Below are 19,808 nucleotides of genomic sequence, written 5' to 3'. Positions count from 1 at the left end.
TCTTGCTCTCCTCTTCGTTGAGATTTCCTCCAGTAAACGCGGGGAAGATGCTGGTGCGGAAATAGTTCCAAGGTATGCGCGCTATCGGGAATTCCGATGCTGCATTCCCGGGTCTTGGTGTGTGCGCCGGTGATAGGTTCGTGGGGATACCGGGGCTCTTTGGCCCGTCGGCCGGGGTGAACGTTCCTCCGGACGCGCATCTGGCCGGTATCGAGTCAAGAGTTGGCTCTCCCAGAACGAGGTTGCGGTGCGCCGTTCAAACTTGTCCCCAATGACCAGTTCCGACCCTGCAGGCAGTGAGGCTCCCCTCGACGGATATTCGGCGTCGAACTCTGCCGCGGAGCCGTCCCCACCGGATGACCGGCCGGGAGCGAAAGTGCGGGTTGGGCCGATCTACGCTGCCTTGCTGATCATCGTTCTGCTCGGTGCCTTGGACCATACAATCGTCGCTACTGCCCTACCTACGGTGGTGGGTGAACTTGACGGCGCGCGCCACATGGCGTGGATCATCACGGCCTACACCTTGGCGATGACGATGGGTATGCCCGTCTATGGGCGGTTGGGGGACCGGTACGGCAGGCCCGCGCTTCTCATGGTCGCCCTCACCATATTCCTGGGAGCGTCCGTGCTGTGCGGCTTTGCGCAGGATATGTTCCAGCTCTCCCTTTTCCGCGGCATTCAGGGACTTGGTGGTGCGGGACTGGCTGTCCTGCCGCCGGCTATCATTGCCGACCTCGTACCGCCCCGGCAGAGGCCTAAATACCTCGGTCCGTTGGGATCAGTTTTTGGTGTGGCTACAGTCATCAGCCCTTTGGTGGGCGGAGCCATCACTGACACCGTTGGCTGGCGGTGGGTGTTCTGGATCAACCTCCCCGTAGGTTTGCTGGCCCTTGCCATGGCATTTTCCCTCCGCCGCCTGAAATCTGTCCGCGGTTCGGGCGGCGTCGATTGGGCGGGAACCCTTCTGATGGTGATCTTCACCTGTTCCTTGGTAGCGGTCATCTCCCTCTCCACAGAACCGGCGATCCCGGGCGGAGTTCTGATGGGGATCGGTGCGCTGGCGGTTGTTTCCGGGGTGTTCTTCGTCGTTGTCGAGGTCCGTTCCAAGCATCCGTTGATTCCCATGAGGATGTTCCGCAGTTGGCCCGTGGTCAATGCGGCGGGCCTGGGCTTGGTCATTGGGGCTGGTCTGTTCAGTGTGGTGGCGTACCTGCCAAGCTACGTGCAGATGGTCTATTCGACGTCGGCTTCCGTAGCCGGGATGATCCTGCTCCCGATGGTTCTGGGGATGATGGTTTCCACCAACCTGAGCGGCTGGATTGTGAGCCGCACGGGGAGGTACAAGATCTTTCCGCTGGCCGGTTCGGCCCTCGCTGCAGTCGTGGCGATCTGCCTCAGGTTCCTTCAGCCAGGCACGCCGCTGCCGGTGGTCGGAATATTGCTGGCATTACTGGGACTGGCCGTGGGCAGCTTCATGCAGATCACGGTAGTGGCAGCGCAAAACGCCATGCCGCATTCAGTGGTGGGAAGCGTGACGGCCTCACTTGGCTATCTCCGTGAACTTGGAGTCACGTTGGGAACAGCGATCTTCGGCGGTCTCTTCGCAACGATGCTCGCCAGGGGTTCGGCAGAGAACAAGCTAGGCTTGCCGCCCTCGATGGTCACCGATCCGCAGGCGGTTCAGCAACTGCCCCCAGCGCTTCAGTCCGGTGTGGCCACCATCTACACGGAGGCGTTCCTCCCCATCTTTGGACTGCTGGCATGCATCTTCGCAGTGGGGGTGTTGCTCTCCGTCTTCATGCCGGAGCAGCGACTCGCCGACCACAAGGACCAGAGCTAGGCGTCCTCTGGTCAGGGCGGGGCCTATCCCGCCCTGACCAGCAGCCGGACGGGGCCGTGGAGACCGGCCGGCAAGGGCTTGGCACTGGCTTCAAAGATGGAAGCTCCCGGACGCCAGGGATTGCCCTCCGCAGCATCGCCTGCCATTCGGTTCCACCACGTATTGGTGACTGCTATCTCGAGAACATTCGTGCCGGCCTGGACAGCATCGCTGATATCAATGCTGAAAGGGTGGGTCCACAGCGTGCCCAGAGGTTCGCCGTTCAGGCTTACCTCGGCAAGATCGCTGACATCGCCCAAGTCCAGCAGCAACCGTTGCGCCGGTCCGGACAGCAGCGCATCGGCAGAGAACGCATGGCGATACGTCGCAGTTCCTGAAAAGAACGTGACGTCGTCTGTGTGATGGCCTGCGTTCGGACCGCTCCAGGGTGCCGCGGTTTCCAAAACGAGTGCGGACGGTGACTGGCCGTCGCCATCGAAGGTTATCTCCCACGGACCCTCCAGCAGGTGCTCGGCGGTAGCGCTTTCCTGCGGATGGTTGGAAACCAAGGTGCGGCCGCCATGCTGGCGGAGAAGGATGAAGGTCGAACCGAACGGTTCGAGGTAAAAGTCGACGACGGTCCGGCCGGCTTCGGAGCGCACGCCGACCCCGGAGCGTGCAGCCGTCACCGGGTCCCAAACTTCCGCCGAGGCGTACTCACCTCTGAACGAGGCACTCACTTTTTCCGGCCACTCACGTTGGTTGCTGATGAAGTAAAGCTCTGCCTCCTGCAGGTGACGATGGATGACCGGCAGCACCGCGGCATCTGAAGCCCGCATCCTCCAGTCGGGTTCCACGTTTGTCCTGGCGAGTGCAGCGGCGACGCCGTGTGCCGATGCCACGCCCGAAAGGTCCAGCAGGCCGGGACGTCCAACCCACAGATTCTCGACGGCGGCAGCCCACTCGGCGGGGTCGTCGCTGTGGCTGGGGGAGCTTTCGGGACGCCATCCGGCAACCGTGGCTCCGGCGTCGAGCAAGTCCGTGATGCGCCGGACGGCCGCCAGGGTCATCCGGCGGCTGGAACCGCCAAGGTACAGCAACCGGTAGGTGGTGCCGCCCGTGGTGAGCAGGCCGCCTTCGCGGGTGACGCTGAGATGATTCAGCAGCCCGTCAAGGTTGATGAAGTCGAAGCCATAGCCCTCAGGAACTTCGGGTGCTGTATCGCCGAAGACAGCTGTGAGGGGTGCTTCCTCGCCGTAGAAGTATGCGACGTCAGCGGCGTAAGTGCCTTGCTGCAGCAGGTAACTGCAACGGCCAACGTAGTCCAGCCATGGCTTCGCTGCATGCGCCCAGGTTTCATTGCGGGTGAAGGACTGGCCGAGATACGGAGAAAGGGTGATGCCCGGCTTGGGAACGGCATCCGGCTGGTGGGGGGACGTATGGATGTTGAGGAGATTAACACCCAAGGCGAATTCCATGTCCACGATTGGTTTGAGCGTCCGGGGCGTAAAGGTAAATGGCTTTCCGAAGGCACTCATGGACTCGGCACCGGTTGCTGACTTTCCGTACACATGAGCCACAGAGGCAGCGCCCCGAAGGTCCGCAACGTAGGTGGCTTGAGGTCCTTCGTCCGGTTCGTAGCACCACATGGCTCCCATGGGGATGTCAGCGTGGGAGCGCATCTCGAGGTCGTCGCCGAGCTGCGGCCGATGATCCTCCAGAGCTTCGGCGTAATAGGTCAGGCCCCGCCCACGGGCTATTCCGGCAATGGTTCCATAGTGGTTCTCTGCGAGAAGTTCCGAGATGGTCTTCCTGAGGTCCCAGAGGAAGGAATCACTCTGCTGCGCACTGCCCACAATGATGCCGGTGATGGTGGGAAGCCATGGAAGCAGATCGTAGCCGCTACGCTTTTGAAACTCCCAACGCATGGCGGCGGTCCAGTTCTGCGGGCCCGATTCGATGCTGTCACTGAGCAGAGCCGAGACTCCCTCCAACCCGTTGCCGAGGGCATCTTCGAAAAAGCCCAGATAGTCATTGAAGTACTCAGTGACCAGGCCCGCGTCCAGCTTGTCCACTTCCAACCCGGTAGCGTCAACAGGAGCCGGAGCATTGAGGTGCCCGGTCAAGGAATAGCCAAACCGCAAAATGGTCCATTCTCCGCTTTTGGGCGCCCAATCCAAGGTTCCGTCAGGAAGCAGGTACTCGGTGACATCAAGGACGTCCTGCGGGCGGACGGCATCGGACGGTTGGCTTGGCCCGCCGTCGAGCGCGTAATAGTCGGGAACGGGAGCATATCCGGCCTTTTCCTCCGCACGGGTAATCCGTGCACCGGAAAAGAGCTGAAAGGCAGACACCTTGAAGGTTGGAGTACTGGCCGACGCTGCAAGGGGCAGCGGTTTGATGCCCGGTGCAATCGGGAAGCTGCGTCCGACGCTACTCTCCAGGACCAGCCGGAAGATGCGGGCGGTCACGGCAGGAAAACTCGTGGAACGAACCGGCGATGCCGATGCCGGGAGCTCGGTCACCAGGCTGAAGGATTCGCCGTCAACGCTGTATTCCAGCCGGGCCGTTGGCGCCGGCGCTGACCCAAAGCCATGAGCGACGGGTAGGCCGACCCGCACGGAGGCAACTGACGTTGGCTCGTCGAATTCCATCATGATCCACGCGGTATTCGCTTCAGCAGCGAGGTCCAGTGCAGGCCAGCTACGGCCATCCGTCAATGAAGCAAGGACCCGGTCGCCGGAGATGGTTCCGCCAGCGCTAATACGGGCGGCATCCAGCGGAAAGTGGCCATCGGTCCGGGGAAACGCCACCACCGCGACGTCCCCGTAATAGTCGGCAACACCAATCGGGTCTTTCCTGATGGCCGCAAAGGGCACGTCCTGGTAAGGACCCGACGACGACGGCGGGGAAGCCAGCGATATCCGGCCACGATCTCCGGAGGTCACCCGCGTGGCACTCCACACCAGCTTCTTCATTCCAGCAGCCGGGGCAACCCACGGGCCACCTGTTGCGCTCCAGCCGGCCGACGTTGCCACCGCCAATTCAAGACCAAGCCTTGTGGCGGTAGATGCCGCACACGAAATAGCGGACTGCCATGCCGGGGACCGGAAAGCTGCTCGCTCATGGGTGTACTGGGGGACACCCATCGATCCTGTGAAGGCTTGAACGCCGCCGGCGCCGGATGCTGCCAACCATTCGAGATCCTTGACGATCCCCGCCTCATCCACGTTCCCATCCATCCAATGCCACCAAACCCGAGGACGCGCGGAAAGGGGCGGATCCACAAAACCCTGAAACAAGTCCTCTTCCTCAAGTGGAAGGGCGGGCATGGCATCATCAGGCACGGGAGCATCCTTTGGTGGGGGAGACGGCTCAGGCCGCCAAGTCTGAATTCAGCCTAAAACGATCACGCATGCCCATGGGAGGAAACAGGCATGCGGAGAGAAGATGGTGAGCATAGACGATAACTATTTCCATGGCCGCTGTGACCTGACCTACCTTGAATGACAGGAGCCAGCTTGTGATCCAGGGAACATTTCCCGGCATCGGCTCGAATCCACTGATCGCTATGGCGAGCAGGACAACGACGTCATGAAAGGCCACACCATGAAGAAAGCACCAAGCCCCACAGGCCGGAGGTTCCTCTCCGCCGCGGCGCTCGCCTCTGTGACCGCTTTGGCTTTGAGCGCCTGCGGCGGCGACGCAAGCAGTGAACCCATTGCTGAAGAGACCGGCCCCGTAGAGATCACCCTTGCCACCCCGGCTTACACGGGAGGCGGCACCGGAAACCCCTACCTCACACTGATTGACGCCTTCAAGGCGAAGAACCCCAACATCACGGTGAAACTGGTGGAATCCCCGGCCGACCAGCACGGGCAGACCATGCGTACCCAGCTCCAAGCCGGCAACGCCCCGGACCTCTTCTATGTAACTGCTGGTCGAGGAAATAACCAGTCCTTCGCCTCCCTGGCCGAGGCCGGCTACCTCCAGGAACTGACGGACCAGAAATGGGCTGCAGACGCGATCCCCGCTTCGGCTAAGAATCTCTACTATGGCGACGCCAAAATCTTCGCCGTGCCGGCAGACCTCGCTCCCATCACACAGTTGCAAAACACGGCTGTGCTGAAAGAACTGGGCCTCAAGCAGGCATCAACGCTGGACGAAGTTGTGGAGCAGTGCAAGACGGCCCGGGCAGCAGACAAATCCTTATTCGCTGTCGCAGGAACCTCGGGTGCCAACACAGGCCTTCAGGCCATGCAGCTCGCGGCTTCCCTCGTCTACGCCAAGGACCCCCAATGGGATGCCAAGCGGGAAAAGAAAGAGACCACGTTCGCTGACTCTGACTGGAAGAAAGTGCTCGAACAGATCGTCAAGTTCAAAGACGCCGGCTGCTACCAGGACGGTGCAGCAGGTGCCGGTTTTGACCAGCTGTTCCCAGCCGTAGCCCAAGGCAAAGTGTCGTCGGTGTTCGCACCGGCTGGCGCGGTCGCAGCACTGCGTGCCCAGGTCAAGGATGGCTCCTTCGACGTAGCGGTCATCCCGGGCGAGAAGGCGGAAGACACCCGGCTCATCGCAAGCCCGGGCAACGCCCTGGCCGTAAACGCTGCCGGCAAGCACAAGGGCTCCACGCTCAAGTTCCTTGAATTCCTAGCTCAGCCAGCCAACCAGGACGCACTTGCAAAGGCCAACGGCAACGTTTCCATCACCGCTGCAGTCTCCGGCACCGTGCCTTCCCAGTTCCCCACCTTGGAGCCCTTCTTCTCAGAGCCCGACAAGAAGATCGTCACCCAGCCCAACTTCCTGTGGCCGAACAGCGGCGTCTACGACTCGCTGGGGACTGGCATCCAAGGACTGCTGACCGGACAGGCCACTCCCGACCAGGTCCTGAAGACCATGGACGAGCAGTACGACCGCGGCGCCTAGCCCACGGCAACGCAACCCTGATTGGAAGAACATCCCATGACCGCACAACTTGAGCAGAAGACGGAGGGCGCCCGGGTCTCCGGGCGCCAGCCCCGCTCCACCAAGCCGAACGGCAGTAAAGATCACCGCCGAACCGAGCGCCGCTTCGCAACGTGGTGGTGGTTCACCCCCGCGCTATTAGCCCTTGTGCTCATCCACTACGCACCGAGTGCCATTGGCGCATTCTTCGCCTTCACCAACTGGAAGGGCATCGGCAAGTGGCAGTTTGTCGGCTGGGACAACTTCGCAGCGATTGCTGAAGGTGGTCCAACCACCACGGCGCTCATTAACACCTTCATCATTGGTATTTCCTTTGTGGTGCTAACGAACGTCCTGGGTTTGCTGCTCGCACTTGGACTCAACCGGACTGTTAAGTCGCGCAACATCATCCGCACGCTGATATTCGCTCCGGTGGTGCTTAGCTCATTGGCGACCTCCTACATCTGGAAGTTCATCTTTGAACAGGACGGACCGCTCAACGAATTCCTGGCCTCGATCGGACTGGAATCCATGCAGCGGACGTGGCTGGGCGATCCGTCCACTGTTCTTCCAGCGATCATCATCGTTATGGTCTGGCAGAACGTCGGCCTTGTCATGGTGATGTACCTGGCTGGGCTGGCCACAGTGTCTCCGGAACTTGAAGAAGCCGCGTCCCTCGATGGCGCAACCTTGTGGCAGAGGTTCAACTATGTCGTGCTCCCGGCCATCATGCCGTCGGTTGTCATCGCCATGACGCTCATGCTGATCAACGGTCTCCGCGTCTTCGATCAGATCCAAGCCCTGACGGGCGGCGGCCCCTACGGCGCTTCGGAAACCCTTGCAGTGACCATCTACAAAGAAACCTTCGTCATGGGCCGCTTCGGCTTCGGTGCCGCACTTGCCCTGGTTATGTCCGTGATCATCATCATCCTCACGGTGGCCCAGCGCCTCCTCCTCCGTACGAATTCCAAAGGTTAGCCAGCCATGTTCCGTTATACGAAGAAGACCTTCCTCCGTGAGGCACTGCTGATCCTGGTTGCCCTCATCTTCCTTTTGCCGTTCTATTTCCTGATCAACCTGGCCTTCAAGAACGGAAACGACGCACTTACGACGTCGGCGATGCAATTGGCCACCAACCCCACCCTGGACGCCTTTGGCCAAGCAATTCGGGGAGGCCGGCAAGCAACCTTGATGGACGGGATGCTCAACAGCATCATCATCACCGCCGGTAGCGTGCTGGTGTTGGTAGCTGTTGGATCGATTTCCGCCTACACGCTGAGCCGACGGACCGGGAAGTTGAGCAAAACAGCCATGGGACTCATCCTGGTCACCATGGTGCTGCCGGCCCAGGCCGCGATCATTCCCATCTACGTGGGTATGCGCAACGTCGGTCTGGTTGGTACGCACGCCGGCACCATCATCATGTACGCCGGTGCACTGCTGCCTATCTCGGTTTTCCTGTACATGGGATTCACCAACAGCATCGCCCGGGACTATGAGGAAGCCGCCCAGATCGATGGAGCTTCACGGTTCACTGTGTTCCGTAAGATCATCTTCCCGCTGCTGTCGCCGGCTACCGGCACCGTTGCGATCTTCACCGGCCTCATCGTATGGAACGACTTCTTCACTGGCCTGATCTTCCTCAACGGTTCAGACGCCGTCACGCTGCCAGTGGTGATCTACAACTTCGTTGGCGAGAGCGTTTCCCAGTGGAACGTGATCTTCGCAGCCATCATTATCTCGATGATTCCGATCCTCGCATTCTTCCTGGTGGCACAAAAGCAATTCATCCAAGGCTTCACAGGAGGCGTCAAATCTTGAGTTCTCTCGAACTGTCAGCGGAGGTCGAAGGTCAGCGTCGAGCCGATCTCGGCGACGGGACCTATGTCAATCCGGTTTTCGCCGGCGACCATCCGGACCCGGCCATACTCAGGGACGGTGAGGACTACTACGTCACGTTTTCGTCCTTCGAGTCCACCCCCGGACTCATCATTTGGCGCTCCCGGGACCTCCTCAATTGGCAGCCGTTGGGCTCCGCCTTGCCAACTCCCATAGGTAACGTCTTCGCCGTCGACATGTGCAAGGTGGAGGACAGGTACTTCATCTATGTGCCCATCATTTCCACAGCCGTATCGCCGGACCCTGCCGCACCGCCGCAGATTTACGTGATCCATGCAGATTCCATGTCAGGGCCGTGGAGTGAGCCCGTCAACCTTGGAATCAACGGTCATATCGATCCCGGTCACGTGGTGGGCGAAGACGGTAACCGCTACCTCTTCCTGAGTGGGGTGAGCCGTGTCCGCCTCTCCGTGGACGGTCTTTCCACCGTCGGACCGGTAGAGCACGTCTACGACGGATGGCGCTATCCCGATGAGTGGGTCACCGAGGCCTATGCCCTGGAAGGGCCAAAGATCGCCAAACGTGGCGAATGGTTCTACCTCACGACGGCGGTAGGCGGCACTGCCGGTCCCCCCACCGGGCATATGGTCACCGTAGCCCGCTCACGCTCGGTGCACGGTCCATGGGAAGACTGCCCCGCAAACCCGATCATCCGGACCTGGGATTCCAAGGAACCATGGTGGAGCAAGGGGCACGCCACGCTCTTTGAAGGACCGGGCGGTCAATGGTGGAGCATTTATCACGGCTATGAGAATTCCTTCGCTACATTGGGCCGGCAGACTTTGCTGGAGCCCATCGAATGGGATGAAGATGGCTGGCCCCGCGCGGCCGGGGGCCATCTCTCCGAGCCCCTACCTGCTCCTATTCCAGCCGCTTCCAGGCGTGGTGAGATGAGCCATGGCCTGCAACTGTCGGACAACTTTGCAGAGGACCGTTTCGGGATTCAGTGGTCCTTCCATGCACCAGCCAAAGACGAGTACCTCAGGGCTTCCCTGGATGACGGACTCATCCTTGAGGCACGCGGCACCAACCCATCGGACAGCTCCCCCCTGACCTGCATCGTGGGGGACAGGGGCTACGAAGTCAGCGTCGAAGCCGAATTGACGGATGGCGCCCAAGGAGGTCTGCTCCTCTATTACAGTGACCGCCTCTATTGCGGCATGGGCCACGACGGCACCCGCCTGCAGAGCTATAGGGCGGGAAGGGACATTCCCTACTGGCGTGAGCCGGCACCCGCTGCAGCGAAGATCCATTTCCGCATCGTCAATGACGGAAATATCGTCACCCAGTACTACAGCACCGATGGCATCGACTGGACGCGCCACGGCCTGCGGTTCGAAGTGTCCGGGTACAACACCAACACCGTCGACGAGCTTCTTAGTTTGCGCCCCGCCCTGTTCGCTACGGGCTCCGGCCACGTCAAATTTAGGAACTTCCGGTACCGGACGCTCCAGCGCTAGAGACCCGGTGACCCATGACTGCACTTAACAAGAAGGAAGACCATGCCGCCCCTCCCACGACTTGAACGCTATGCCGGACATGCCCGGCTGATCGTTGACGGTGAACCGTTCCTCTGCATTGGCGGAGAGCTGCACAATTCCAGCTCCTCCGACCGCCAGTACATGGCACCACTGTGGGAAAAGATTGCGCAGTCCAAAGCCAACACCGTCATCGCAACAATTGCGTGGGACCAAGTGGAACCCACTGAAGGTGTCTTTGATTTCTCCGCTATTGACGGGCTCATCGAAGATGCCGGATCGGCTGGGCTGAAGCTCGTCATCATCTGGTTTGGAGCGTTCAAGAATGCCTCATCCACCTATGCGCCGTCGTGGGTACGAGGCGACACTTCACGCTTTCCCCGTGCCGATCGAGGCTCGCAAACCATGGAAACTCCCTTTTCCTACAAAGGTTCCATGCCCCGTCCAACACTTTCGGTCTTTTCCAAGAACCTCTATGAAGCCGACAAGGCAGCGTACTGCTGCTTCATGGCCCACCTTGCTGAGACGGATACACGGCACACGGTGATCATGGTTCAGGTGGAGAACGAAGTCGGACTCCTCGGAGCAGTACGAGACCGCTCGGCAGCAGCTTTGACGGCGTGGGAATCGCCGGTACCGGAAGTGCTCCGGAAGGCCTTGGCCAACAGTGAGCACTCATTTGACCCCGAGCTGGCAGCAGTTCTTCATCCCATCACCACCTCTGATGCCAGTTGGGTGGAACACTTCGGCGACGGTAATCCGAGCGCGGACGAGGCGTTCATGGCCTGTGCGTTTGCAACGTACGTCGGTGGTCTGGCGGCGGCTGGAAAGGAAATACTGGAACTTCCGGCGTTCGCCAATGCGTGGATAGGACCGCAACCCGGCCAGGACCTGCCGGGCAACTATCCAAGTGGCGGCCCAACGGCGAAGATACTGCCGGTGTGGCAGGCAGTTGCCCCGGCCCTCGATTTCCTTGCCCCGGATATTTATGTCCCCAACTCTGCTGAGATCATGGCCCAGTACGCTCTTCCGGAGAATGCGCTCTTCATCCCGGAGGCCAAATTCCGTGCAGGAGATGCCTTCCTCGCTGTGGGCCGGTTCGGAGGTTTTGGCTACCATGTCTTCGGCCTGGAGGATGGACGTGAGGGCAACCAATACAGCAGGGCATGCCTGGCGATAACTTCCCTTACCCAAGAGATTGTTGATGCGCAGCGGGATGGGCGAATCTTCGGGTTTGCCTTGGAACAGGACGAAGACGATGTAGCCACCGACTTCGGCGGGATTACTGTCAGCATCCGCAACGCAGCCAAGCTCTACCGGGCAATGCTCCTTGATGCAGGGGTCGTCCTTCCGCCGCCTCCGGAACTGCCTGGGGAGACCGAAGGCTCCGCCCACGGTCACACTGCAGGCGACAACCGTCCATTCGGAATTGTTATTGAGACGGCACCACTGGAGTTCCTCGTAGTTGGCCAAGGTGCGTTGTTCGATTTCCATCAAACAGACTCGGAGCTTGAAGTGGATTCAGTTCGTGAGCTTCGGCTGACCTCAGAGGGCTGGCACGAGGGACGACTCCTTAACGGGGATGAACGCCTGCAGGTTCTCCAAAGTGACCAGATCAGCGCTGCACGGATTAGGCTGCTGGCCGTTGCCCAGCATTGACCTTTCACCACTACGGCGGTGTCACCTCGAGGTGACACCGCCTTTTCGCTGTGTGCGTGATTACTGGATGCGATCAACTATCGACCGGGCACCCAGCACCGCCAAAGCCACTGAAGTCAGAGTGGGATTGCACGCCGTGGACGTCGGGATGACTCCGTTCCCGGCCACATACAAACCAGCAGTACCCCAGACCTGGCTGTCCGGACCGCATACTGAGCGACCGTCGTCGTGCTGTCCCATGCGAACCGAACCCTGATAGTGCAGCGACGAACCGGCGGGGAGGAGGAAGGGCGGTCTGTCGTCCAGGAAGGTTCCCAAGGCCTTGCCGGCGCGGGTGACGGCTTCCTTTGCCTCGTCGATGACCCGCAGGTCCTTCCATGTGAGGTTGTAGTGGATGCTCATCCGAGGCATCCCGTAGTGGTCCGGGTTCTCGTCGAATTCCACCCGGTTCTCTTCGACGGTTTCCGTGGCACAGAACCAGCCGAGACCAATGATGGATCCGGGCACTACGTTGTCATCTTCAGCGAGTGGGATGGGCGAGGCGTCCAGTTGCATGACTTGGCCGTGGAATGGCTCCTCGTCCGTGTAGGGAACCCAGGAAACACCGCTGTTCCGTGCAGCTCCCACGGTAGTAGCTTCCACAACATCAGGCGGCAAGCGGACGGCGCTGATCACTTGCGGCTGATCATTGAGGTAGCGGCCAAGGGCGCGGGGCCTGATACCGGATGCGAACAAAAGCTGCGGGGTGCGGAGGGCATCAGCTGCTACCACCACCACAGGAGCATTCACGATGGAAACAGCGCCGGTGGTGAGGTCTTTCAATTCTGCTCCGGTGACGTGTCCGTCGTCGTGTACTACGCGTTGGCATAGCGTATGGTCACGTAGCTCGAAGCGGTCACCGCGCGTCTCGGCGGCGCCCAGCGGACCAAGTACGACGTCGGTCCCTGACCACGTGACGGTGCCATCAGGATGCTTTTGAACAGCCAGCGGCATCGGTTGGATGGCCGCCGGCCCCCTACGCTGGAACTCGCCATCGAGCCGACGCCGGACTTCAGCCGCGAATGGCGCGTCCTCGAAAGCCTCAGATGTGACAGATAGCAGCCGTTCGGCTTCCAAGAATGCGGCGTCCAAGAGGTCGTCGTCCAGGAACGTGATCCGTTCCGAAGCTCCGGGCCGTGGACAGGCGCAGGTCCAGTGGGCGCCCATGCCTCCGACGTTGCTGGACATGGCGGCCGCGGGCATCCCGGCGTTGGGAGCGAATTCGTCCCGACGTAACAGGAATGTTCCGGGGCGTCCCGGACCTGGTGTTGCTGACTCGGGGCTAAGGGAGGTCACTGGGCCTTGGGACGCGAGCTGCGCAGCCGCTCGTGCTTGTGGGTCCGCCAGGTTTTTCACGTGCAGGCCTGCCTGCTCGGACAACAGCGGTCCAGCTTCGACCATGAGGACCCGGAGCTGTGGAGCCTCTTCGTGGAGGATGCGGGCATACGTGGCGCCCGAAGGGCCGCTGCCAACAATGACGACGTCGTACGGTTGGCCATGCATGACAGATACGGTTTTCACGGGGAATCCTTCGCGGATTACTTCAGTGCCCGGGTGTTAGCCCGGGGCACGGTGCCCGGGAGCATCAGCGCACGAAGCGTGCTCAATTGATGCAGGCACCTGTGAAAACGCTACCCTTTGAAATTGCGGCGGCACGGCCTGTGGTCATTCGAACTGTGGATGAGCAGCATTGGCGTTCGTGATCTTCCGGACACTGCCTTTTGTGGGAGTGCGACAGTAGCGTAGGAATACGCCCGTCGTTGGTCGGTGCGAAATGTCGCGCTAACAGCGCGCGCCAAACACGAGGAGCTGGGTGTTGAATACCGCCCATCAGATCAAGCGTGGAGTCAGTTTCTACAGCTATCAGGAAGAGTACTTCCTGAGGAAAATGTCCTTGGAAGACTGTGTCAGGGAGGCCGCGTCCATAGGGGCATTCGGCGTCGAAATCATTCCCGAACAGTCCATGACCGGCTACCCGAATCCTGGAGATTCGTTCTACCGCACGTGGGATGCCTGGATGGAGAAGTACGGCACCACCACTGTTGCTACGGACCTGTTCCTGGACACCAAGCGATACCCTGGCCGCGTCATGACACTCGACGAAATGACCGAGTCTGTTCGCAAAGACCTGGACATCGCAAAGAGGCTCGGCGCCAAGTATGTCCGTGCCATTATCAACACGCCACCGGAGGTCATGGAAGCATGCGCCCCATACGCTGAGAAGCTGGGCCTGAAGCTGCTCCTGGAAGTCCACGCCCCCTTCCACTACGAACATCCCTGGATCATCCGGCACCTGGAAGTGATGCATCGGCTGGAGTCGCCGGCCCTGGGATTCATGCCGGACATGGGCACCTTCGTTGAACGCTTCCCGCGTGTGATGTCGGATCGCGCGTTACGCGACGGCGCCCGGCCTCACTTCGTAGAGCTCGCAGTGGAGACCTACAACAACCACGGGGACGTGCACGGCCTCATGGATACGTTCAATTACATGGGTGCCAACCCCGTGGAACAAGGAATCGCCAGGCTCTCGACCTTCCTGACGTGGAATGACCCGCGGGTAATGCTTGAGCACATGCCGCTGATCCACCACATCCAGGCCAAGTTCTATGAGATGACAGATGAGGGCGTGGAGTACAGCATCCCCTACGACAAGATCATCACGGTGCTTATTGAGGGCGGCTACAGCGGTCATCTTTCCAGCGAGTACGAGGGCAACCGCCACATTCAGGACATCTTTGAGGTGGACAGCGTTGAACAGGTCCGGCGCCAACACCGAATGTTCGAGCGTTTGCTCGGTGAAGAACCTACGTCCGACGCCGCCGCTGCGGTCGGCGTTTCCGGCGCGGGAGGCAGCAATGTTCGATAAATACATCATCGTGGAGGACACCCTCCGAAACGTCGTGAACGGCGACGACGTCACCGGCTTCCAGCTCGGCGTGCGACTTCCGTACTACCGCGGTTTAGGACTCTCCATGGTGGAGGACGTGCAGATCACCATCGACGGTGAAACTGCTCCGGCCGCATCGGTGTCACTAACGGTTCACGGCAATACGTACCAGCTGACCGAGCTTTCCGGCATCTTCGATGACCGATGGGAGATGGGGGAGGTCGCCACGGTTTCCGTTGCGAAGCCTGGTGGCTTGGCCGGGGGCGAGCACGCCGTCGCCGTAAGCGAACGGCTGCGGATCTCCTATATGCCCGTACCGGGTGGGGGCGCCGACCACAAGTTGCTGACCCTCCGGGACTGACGCGAGCCCGCTGCAGCTGCACCCCGTCTACTTCCTGGTCTACGGATTTGCTGAAGAAGGCCGGGATTACAAGACCGTTGATGTCTCCTATGCAGCGGCGTAGAAACGACTATCTCTGCGGATGGCGGTGCGGCGCTTTGGTATGTGGGCAGGTTGGGGGTGAATGTACGCAGAAGGCGGCTGTCCGGTATCCCGGAGAGCCGCCTTGTGGTGTTTTAGGACAGCGGGAGTGAAATCAGGGGAAATTGCCGGTTTCGCTCATCAATTTGGTCTTGGGTCTCCGGCACCATGAAGTCGCGTGCTTCCAAGACCCCCTCTTGCGCCTTGACCACAGCAGGCCGGAGGCGGGACTCGTACCGGGCGAATGCGAGTTCATGTGCGTGATCGGAAGCGTGGAGTTCTTCAGCGAGGATGGCAGCACCCATGATCGCTAAGGATGTTCCCCTCCCTGAGAACAGCGATGCCGCGTGCGCGGCGTCCCCGACCAGCACTACACGTCCTTGGGACCATCGGGGCATGTGAACTTGGCTGACGGAGTCGAAGTAGATCTCGGAGGCTTCCCACACGGCATCGAGAAGAAACGGGATGTGCCATCCTTGCTCTGCTTCGAATGCTTGTATAAGGAGCTTCTTCTGCGCTGTTGTATCTCGGTAGTCGTATTCGGTTTCCGGGCCTCTGTAGGCAAAAACACCGAACGAGCGGTCTCCGTAGTCGTTGATCCCCACCATTCGCCCCGGGCAGTTGAACGTGCGGCTTTCGCCGCTGATACCTTTGCTGGAGCGGGGGAGGTCGACGATTGCGTAGTAAACGCCCAGGTGCTTTCGATACAAGCTTTCCGGACCAATCAGAAGTCGCCGCACTGAAGAGTGAATCCCATCCGCGCCCACGACGATGTCAAAGGTCTTCTGTTCCCCGCTTGCAAACTCCACAGCAATGTTTGTTTCACCATCAATGATGGAAACAGGCCAGTCGCGATACACGAATTCGGTGGTCCCGTCCGTCTTGGCATGAAGGATGTTAATCAACGCTTCACGGGAGATCTCGATGTCATCGTCGGAGTCGTTGGCCATTTCCAAGGGTAGTTGGGCAACGGCATCCCCGTTTTCGTTGACGAAAGTGGTAAACACCGGTCGTTCATCACTGTTTACCCTGTTCTTACGCAGGTCTTCAAGAATTCCCATCTTCCCGGCGACGGCCAACGCTTCGCCGCGGACGTCGATAGGCGTTCCAGTCAGTCTCAAGTGCGGTGATCTCTCAACCACTGTTGTTCTGTAGCCGACAGCCGAGAGCTGGGCGGCCGCAGAGAGACCTGCCATGCTGGCGCCCACGATGAGTGCAGTGCGGGTGCGAGCAGCGTTGGTAGACGCGGAGGGCGCATCCTGGGTGGTTGGGACTTCCTGTGGCATGGTGGCCTCTCTGGGATAGTTAGGATTTGTTTTGCGTTTTGGCTGGGCGCCGAAGTTTTTGGGGCGGCACACTGCGCAGTAGATATGAGGTGACCGCTCGGATGAGTTCCCTCTCGTAGACCTCGGGGTGGGGAAACCCGTCATACACGTGTTCAGCCTCGGTGATAGTCCCCAATGATGTGACGCGCATGAGAAGGCCTTGCACCATAAGTTCGTATACGAAGTCAACAGATTCTTCGAAAGCATTGTCCCTGCCAGGATGGTTGAGAAGCAGGGTGTGGCGCAGAATTGTCTTGAGTCTCTGATGGAACAGGAACCCACGTTTGCGCATCTCAGCATCGTGAACGCTCTGCGCGAAGATGAATGCAAAGAGTTTCCGTTGATCCGTGAGTGCACCTGACAGCTCGGTGACGAAAGCATCGATGGTACTTTCAACATCGTCCGCGGTGATTTGGAGCCGCTGTTCGAGTTTGAGCTCAAGTCTGGTCAGTACGTCGTTCTTCACCTCACGAAGCAGCGCTTCTTTGTTCGCGAAATGTGCGTATAGCGCGCCTATCGACAGTCCAGAGCCTGCCGACACCGAAGCCATATTGAATTCCGAGTAGCCGTGGAGATCAAGTGCTTTCTCGGTGGCTCCGAGTATTCGTTGAGCCGAGCGACGGCTCCGTTCCTGGACTGGCTTGGAGCTGGTTGAGTTAATCACGGGGGGCTCTGGTACTTGGGTCAGCCCAGGATGCCCGCAGAAAGGTGATAGCCTGCTGGACTGTTTCTCGTTGGGAGAATACCTGGTCTCCGTGCTCGGCCCCAGCCAGCGTTACCAACGTGGAACTCCGGCCGAGACCCAAGAGCCCTTCGTGAAAACGAATACTTTGGCCAAGGCCAACGCGATGGTCAGCGTCTCCATGCATGAACAGGAACGGTGGAGAATCTCCTCGTTCCCGGGCAACTTGCAGTGGCGTGGCTTGGGTTGCTCTTTCCGGATCCTTCATGGGATCGAAGCCAAGGAACTGACGAATGATTCTGGCGAGTGCTTCCTTCTCATGCTCGGTATTCTCAAACGCGTCTTCACTTAGCTTCGCGAAATCTGAGATGCCGTAGTGGTTTACGACCGCGGAGACATGTGTGAGTGTATCGAGATCGTCCCCGATGGGTCGGCTCAAAGGAAGTTCTCCGGAAACGGCGGCCATGGAAGCAAGGTAGGCACCGGCGGAGCTTCCCCACAGGGCGATCGCGTTGGCATCCAGGTTGAATGCTTCGGCGTTCCTCCGGGTCCATCGCACAGCGGCGCGGATGTCTTCGACGGGGTCCGGGAAGTGGGCTTCTCCGGACAGGCGGTAGGACACCGAGACCACGGCTATTCCTTGCGCCGGCAGGGATTGCCATGGTCCCATCGCCTTGATTCCTCCTAGAAAGCTACCTCCGTGTACGTACACAACTGCAGGGTAGGGACCTTTTGATCCGTCCGGAAGGTGAACGTCCAGAAGCAGCGGCCTCCAGCCGAGGGGGGCAGCATATGAGAGGTTCAGGTGGCTAAGGCAGCCATCGAGCACCCTCTGGGGAGGCGGGCGAAGCAGCTCAGCGGGGGCTAGTTCTTCATAATCGAACGCTGGCATGAGCGTTGAACTATGGGTGCCCGATTCGTCGCTGGTTGGCTCGTGGTCTGGGAACATGCGGCTTGCTTTCTACTCGGGACTCAAAGCCCTGCGTCTCTTCGGGGCTGTGGGGGGTACGGAAACCGAATTCTATTTCGCCTCAGCGGACAAAAAAGAGGGCCGGACGGACCGGCTGGCCTGGATGCGGAGCCATGAAGGTGGCTCCGCATCCAAGTCCCACTACTCCTTAAGATGTTCCTCCAGGTCCGCGGCGTGGCGCCTTCTGTAAGCGATGGCTCCATAGATTGCAGCCGCAGCGGGGATGGCCGGCATCAGGGCCACCACTAGGGAGTCGCTTCCGGTGACCGCTTGGTAGTTCATCACGATGATGATCACGATGATGAGCAGGCCGGCTCCCGAGATGGCCGGGGCCACGATGGTTGCCCAGAGTCCCTCGGGAAGGAGCTTGCGGGTGCTTGCGACGATGATGCTGACGCAACAGCCGATCATGAGTGAGGTCAGTGACAGCGATGTAATGCCTGAAACAGCCGGGAACAGGTTCACTATGGGGTCGGCTTGTGTCAGGACGAACGGAACCAGCATGACAAAGGAAATGGCAATCTGGACCATTGAGCTGATGTAGGGGGTGCCGAAGCGCGAGTGTGTCCGGGCCAGGCGTTTGGGGAGGAGGCCTGTGCGTCCCAGTGCAAAAAGGTACCTCGCCGCCATGTTGTGGAAGGCGATGGCAGCGGCCAGGAAGCTGACAGTCACCACGGTACTCAGCACACCGCCGGACCAAGGACCCAAATACATGTCAGCGGTACGGAATACCAGGGTCCCGGCATCCTCAAGAGCCACGGACTGAACGTTGTCGAAGGCCGACACGATGGACCAAGTCGAGAAGACGAAAACGGCGGCCAAGAGGATCAGCGAACTATAGGTCGCAATTTTGATGCTGCGGCGGGCCGCTTTCGCTTCCTCGCCATATATTGCTGTTGCTTCGAATCCGGCGAAGGAGAGCACACAGAAGACCAAGCTAATGGCTATGTTGCCGTTGAATGCAGCGGAGGGAGAGAAAGCTGCCAACGACCATCCTTCGGGACGTTGCAGCAGGATCGCAACGCCGAGGGCAATAATGATACCGAACTGTATCAAGGAGATGCCTGTGGTGAAGCGTTGGGCTATTCCGACGCCGCGAACACCCAGCAATCCAGTTACAACGAGTGCGACTGCTCCGTAAACATACCAGGGCACACTGAGTCCGGTGTAAGACTCGACAGTGAGGCTCGCGAAGTAGCCGGTGGCAGCGATCATCCCTCCTGCAGCCATGTTGTACGCCACGGATGCCACAAACGCGGACGCCGCTCCGGTCCGCTTTCCCAAGCCGTAACCGATGAAGACGTAGTACGCGCCGGCGTTGGTGACGTGCCTGCTCAGGACTACGAAGCCAACAGCGAAGATGGCCAAGAGCCCTGCCACGAGAATCAGCTGACCTACGGTGCCAGCACCCACCCCAAGTGCAAGGCTGATGGAGAGGTTTGAGGCCATTGCTGTCATCGGCGCGGCTGCGGCGATAACCATAAAGGTCATCCCGAAGGCTCCGATGGTGTTCTTTTTTAGTCCGGGTGAAGCAGATTGTGCCACGTCTGCGGCGCTGCCCTGAACGGTCATATTTCCTACTCCTAAAGTGTTCCCGCCCGTTGGGGAGGGCGGGTGATGGCTGG

14 protein-coding genes are annotated in these 19,808 nt (G+C 59.9%); 8 read left to right on the top strand and 6 right to left on the bottom strand.

Features of this window, described 5'->3' with window-relative positions; all coding sequences use genetic code 11:
* Nucleotides 1-271 precede the first annotated feature (271 nt).
* Nucleotides 272-1,840, top strand: a complete 1,569-nt coding sequence (locus tag ACIQTW_RS12355) for an MDR family MFS transporter (RefSeq protein ID WP_402937169.1) — start codon at nt 272-274, stop codon at nt 1,838-1,840.
* 23 nt (nt 1,841-1,863) lie between these two features.
* Here the strand turns inward: ACIQTW_RS12355 and ACIQTW_RS12350 are convergent, their stop codons facing one another.
* Complete coding sequence (locus ACIQTW_RS12350; protein WP_402937167.1) at nt 1,864-5,166, bottom strand: glycosyl hydrolase; 3,303 nt, start codon at nt 5,164-5,166, stop codon at nt 1,864-1,866.
* A 262-nt stretch (nt 5,167-5,428) separates the two neighbouring features.
* Here ACIQTW_RS12350 and ACIQTW_RS12345 point away from each other — a divergent pair, with 262 nt between their 5' ends.
* The 5 genes from ACIQTW_RS12345 to ACIQTW_RS12325 are packed head-to-tail and all read left to right on the top strand — an operon-like array spanning nt 5,429 to nt 11,799.
* Entirely contained in the window at nt 5,429-6,745 is a 1,317-nt protein-coding gene (locus ACIQTW_RS12345; protein WP_402937166.1) for an ABC transporter substrate-binding protein, read from the top strand.
* A gap of 36 nt (nt 6,746-6,781) precedes the next feature.
* On the top strand, nt 6,782-7,741 hold the full coding sequence (locus tag ACIQTW_RS12340; protein WP_402937164.1) for a carbohydrate ABC transporter permease: 960 nt from the start codon (nt 6,782-6,784) through the stop codon (nt 7,739-7,741).
* Between the two features lie 6 nt (nt 7,742-7,747).
* Entirely contained in the window at nt 7,748-8,584 is an 837-nt protein-coding gene (locus ACIQTW_RS12335) for a carbohydrate ABC transporter permease (RefSeq protein ID WP_402937162.1), read from the top strand.
* On the top strand, nt 8,581-10,122 hold the full coding sequence (locus ACIQTW_RS12330) for a family 43 glycosylhydrolase (protein WP_402937160.1): 1,542 nt from the start codon (nt 8,581-8,583) through the stop codon (nt 10,120-10,122). Before ACIQTW_RS12335 ends, ACIQTW_RS12330 begins: the two co-directional genes overlap by 4 nt.
* A gap of 42 nt (nt 10,123-10,164) precedes the next feature.
* Nucleotides 10,165-11,799, top strand: a complete 1,635-nt coding sequence (locus tag ACIQTW_RS12325; RefSeq protein WP_402937159.1) for a DUF5597 domain-containing protein — start codon at nt 10,165-10,167, stop codon at nt 11,797-11,799.
* Nucleotides 11,800-11,859: 60 nt separating this feature from the next.
* Here ACIQTW_RS12325 and ACIQTW_RS12320 read toward each other — a convergent pair whose 3' ends face one another.
* Nucleotides 11,860-13,359 (bottom strand): GMC oxidoreductase, encoded by a 1,500-nt coding sequence (locus tag ACIQTW_RS12320; protein WP_402937157.1) that lies wholly within the window; start codon nt 13,357-13,359, stop codon nt 11,860-11,862.
* 292 nt (nt 13,360-13,651) lie between these two features.
* On the opposite strand from ACIQTW_RS12320, the gene ACIQTW_RS12315 reads away from it, so the two are divergent.
* A complete protein-coding gene (locus ACIQTW_RS12315; RefSeq protein ID WP_402937155.1) occupies nt 13,652-14,704 on the top strand; it encodes a sugar phosphate isomerase/epimerase family protein in 1,053 nt (350 codons plus the stop codon).
* A complete protein-coding gene (locus tag ACIQTW_RS12310; RefSeq protein WP_402937154.1) occupies nt 14,694-15,086 on the top strand; it encodes a DUF6379 domain-containing protein in 393 nt (130 codons plus the stop codon). The genes ACIQTW_RS12315 and ACIQTW_RS12310 overlap by 11 nt, the downstream gene beginning before the upstream one ends.
* 215 nt (nt 15,087-15,301) lie before the next feature.
* Here the strand turns inward: ACIQTW_RS12310 and ACIQTW_RS12305 are convergent, their stop codons facing one another.
* The 4 genes from ACIQTW_RS12305 to ACIQTW_RS12290 all read right to left on the bottom strand — a co-directional run bounded on the left by ACIQTW_RS12305 (nt 15,302) and on the right by ACIQTW_RS12290 (nt 19,755).
* Nucleotides 15,302-16,492 carry an FAD-dependent monooxygenase gene (locus tag ACIQTW_RS12305; RefSeq protein WP_402937153.1) on the bottom strand — a complete coding sequence of 397 codons (1,191 nt, stop codon included), beginning with the start codon at nt 16,490-16,492 and terminating at the stop codon, nt 15,302-15,304.
* A gap of 19 nt (nt 16,493-16,511) precedes the next feature.
* Nucleotides 16,512-17,195: a TetR/AcrR family transcriptional regulator gene (locus ACIQTW_RS12300; protein ID WP_402937151.1), complete on the bottom strand. Its 684-nt coding sequence runs from the start codon at nt 17,193-17,195 to the stop codon at nt 16,512-16,514.
* Complete coding sequence (locus tag ACIQTW_RS12295) at nt 17,188-18,105, bottom strand: alpha/beta hydrolase fold domain-containing protein (protein ID WP_402937569.1); 918 nt, start codon at nt 18,103-18,105, stop codon at nt 17,188-17,190. The genes ACIQTW_RS12300 and ACIQTW_RS12295 overlap by 8 nt, the downstream gene beginning before the upstream one ends.
* Nucleotides 18,106-18,324: 219 nt before the next feature.
* On the bottom strand, nt 18,325-19,755 hold the full coding sequence (locus ACIQTW_RS12290; protein ID WP_402937150.1) for an APC family permease: 1,431 nt from the start codon (nt 19,753-19,755) through the stop codon (nt 18,325-18,327).
* Nucleotides 19,756-19,808 lie beyond the last annotated feature (53 nt).

The organism is Paenarthrobacter sp. NPDC090517, from assembly GCF_044769165.1.
Classification (GTDB): domain Bacteria; phylum Actinomycetota; class Actinomycetes; order Actinomycetales; family Micrococcaceae; genus Arthrobacter.
The sequence above is the reverse complement of the archived record's forward strand: the minus strand, read 5'-3'. Positions and strand labels throughout refer to the sequence as shown.

Excerpts from the sequence above, each read along its gene's own strand:
- ACIQTW_RS12355 (WP_402937169.1), top strand. The coding sequence starts at position 272 with ATGACCAGTTCCGACCCTGCAGGCAGTGAGGCTCCCCTCGACGGATAT.
- ACIQTW_RS12345 (WP_402937166.1), top strand. The coding sequence starts at position 5,429 with ATGAAGAAAGCACCAAGCCCCACAGGCCGGAGGTTCCTCTCCGCCGCG.
- ACIQTW_RS12340 (WP_402937164.1), top strand. The coding sequence starts at position 6,782 with ATGACCGCACAACTTGAGCAGAAGACGGAGGGCGCCCGGGTCTCCGGG.
- ACIQTW_RS12335 (WP_402937162.1), top strand. The coding sequence starts at position 7,748 with ATGTTCCGTTATACGAAGAAGACCTTCCTCCGTGAGGCACTGCTGATC.
- ACIQTW_RS12325 (WP_402937159.1), top strand. The coding sequence starts at position 10,165 with ATGCCGCCCCTCCCACGACTTGAACGCTATGCCGGACATGCCCGGCTG.
- ACIQTW_RS12310 (WP_402937154.1), top strand. The coding sequence starts at position 14,694 with ATGTTCGATAAATACATCATCGTGGAGGACACCCTCCGAAACGTCGTG.
- ACIQTW_RS12305 (WP_402937153.1), bottom strand. The coding sequence starts at position 16,492 with ATGCCACAGGAAGTCCCAACCACCCAGGATGCGCCCTCCGCGTCTACC.
- ACIQTW_RS12295 (WP_402937569.1), bottom strand. The coding sequence starts at position 18,105 with ATGCCAGCGTTCGATTATGAAGAACTAGCCCCCGCTGAGCTGCTTCGC.
- ACIQTW_RS12290 (WP_402937150.1), bottom strand. The coding sequence starts at position 19,755 with ATGACCGTTCAGGGCAGCGCCGCAGACGTGGCACAATCTGCTTCACCC.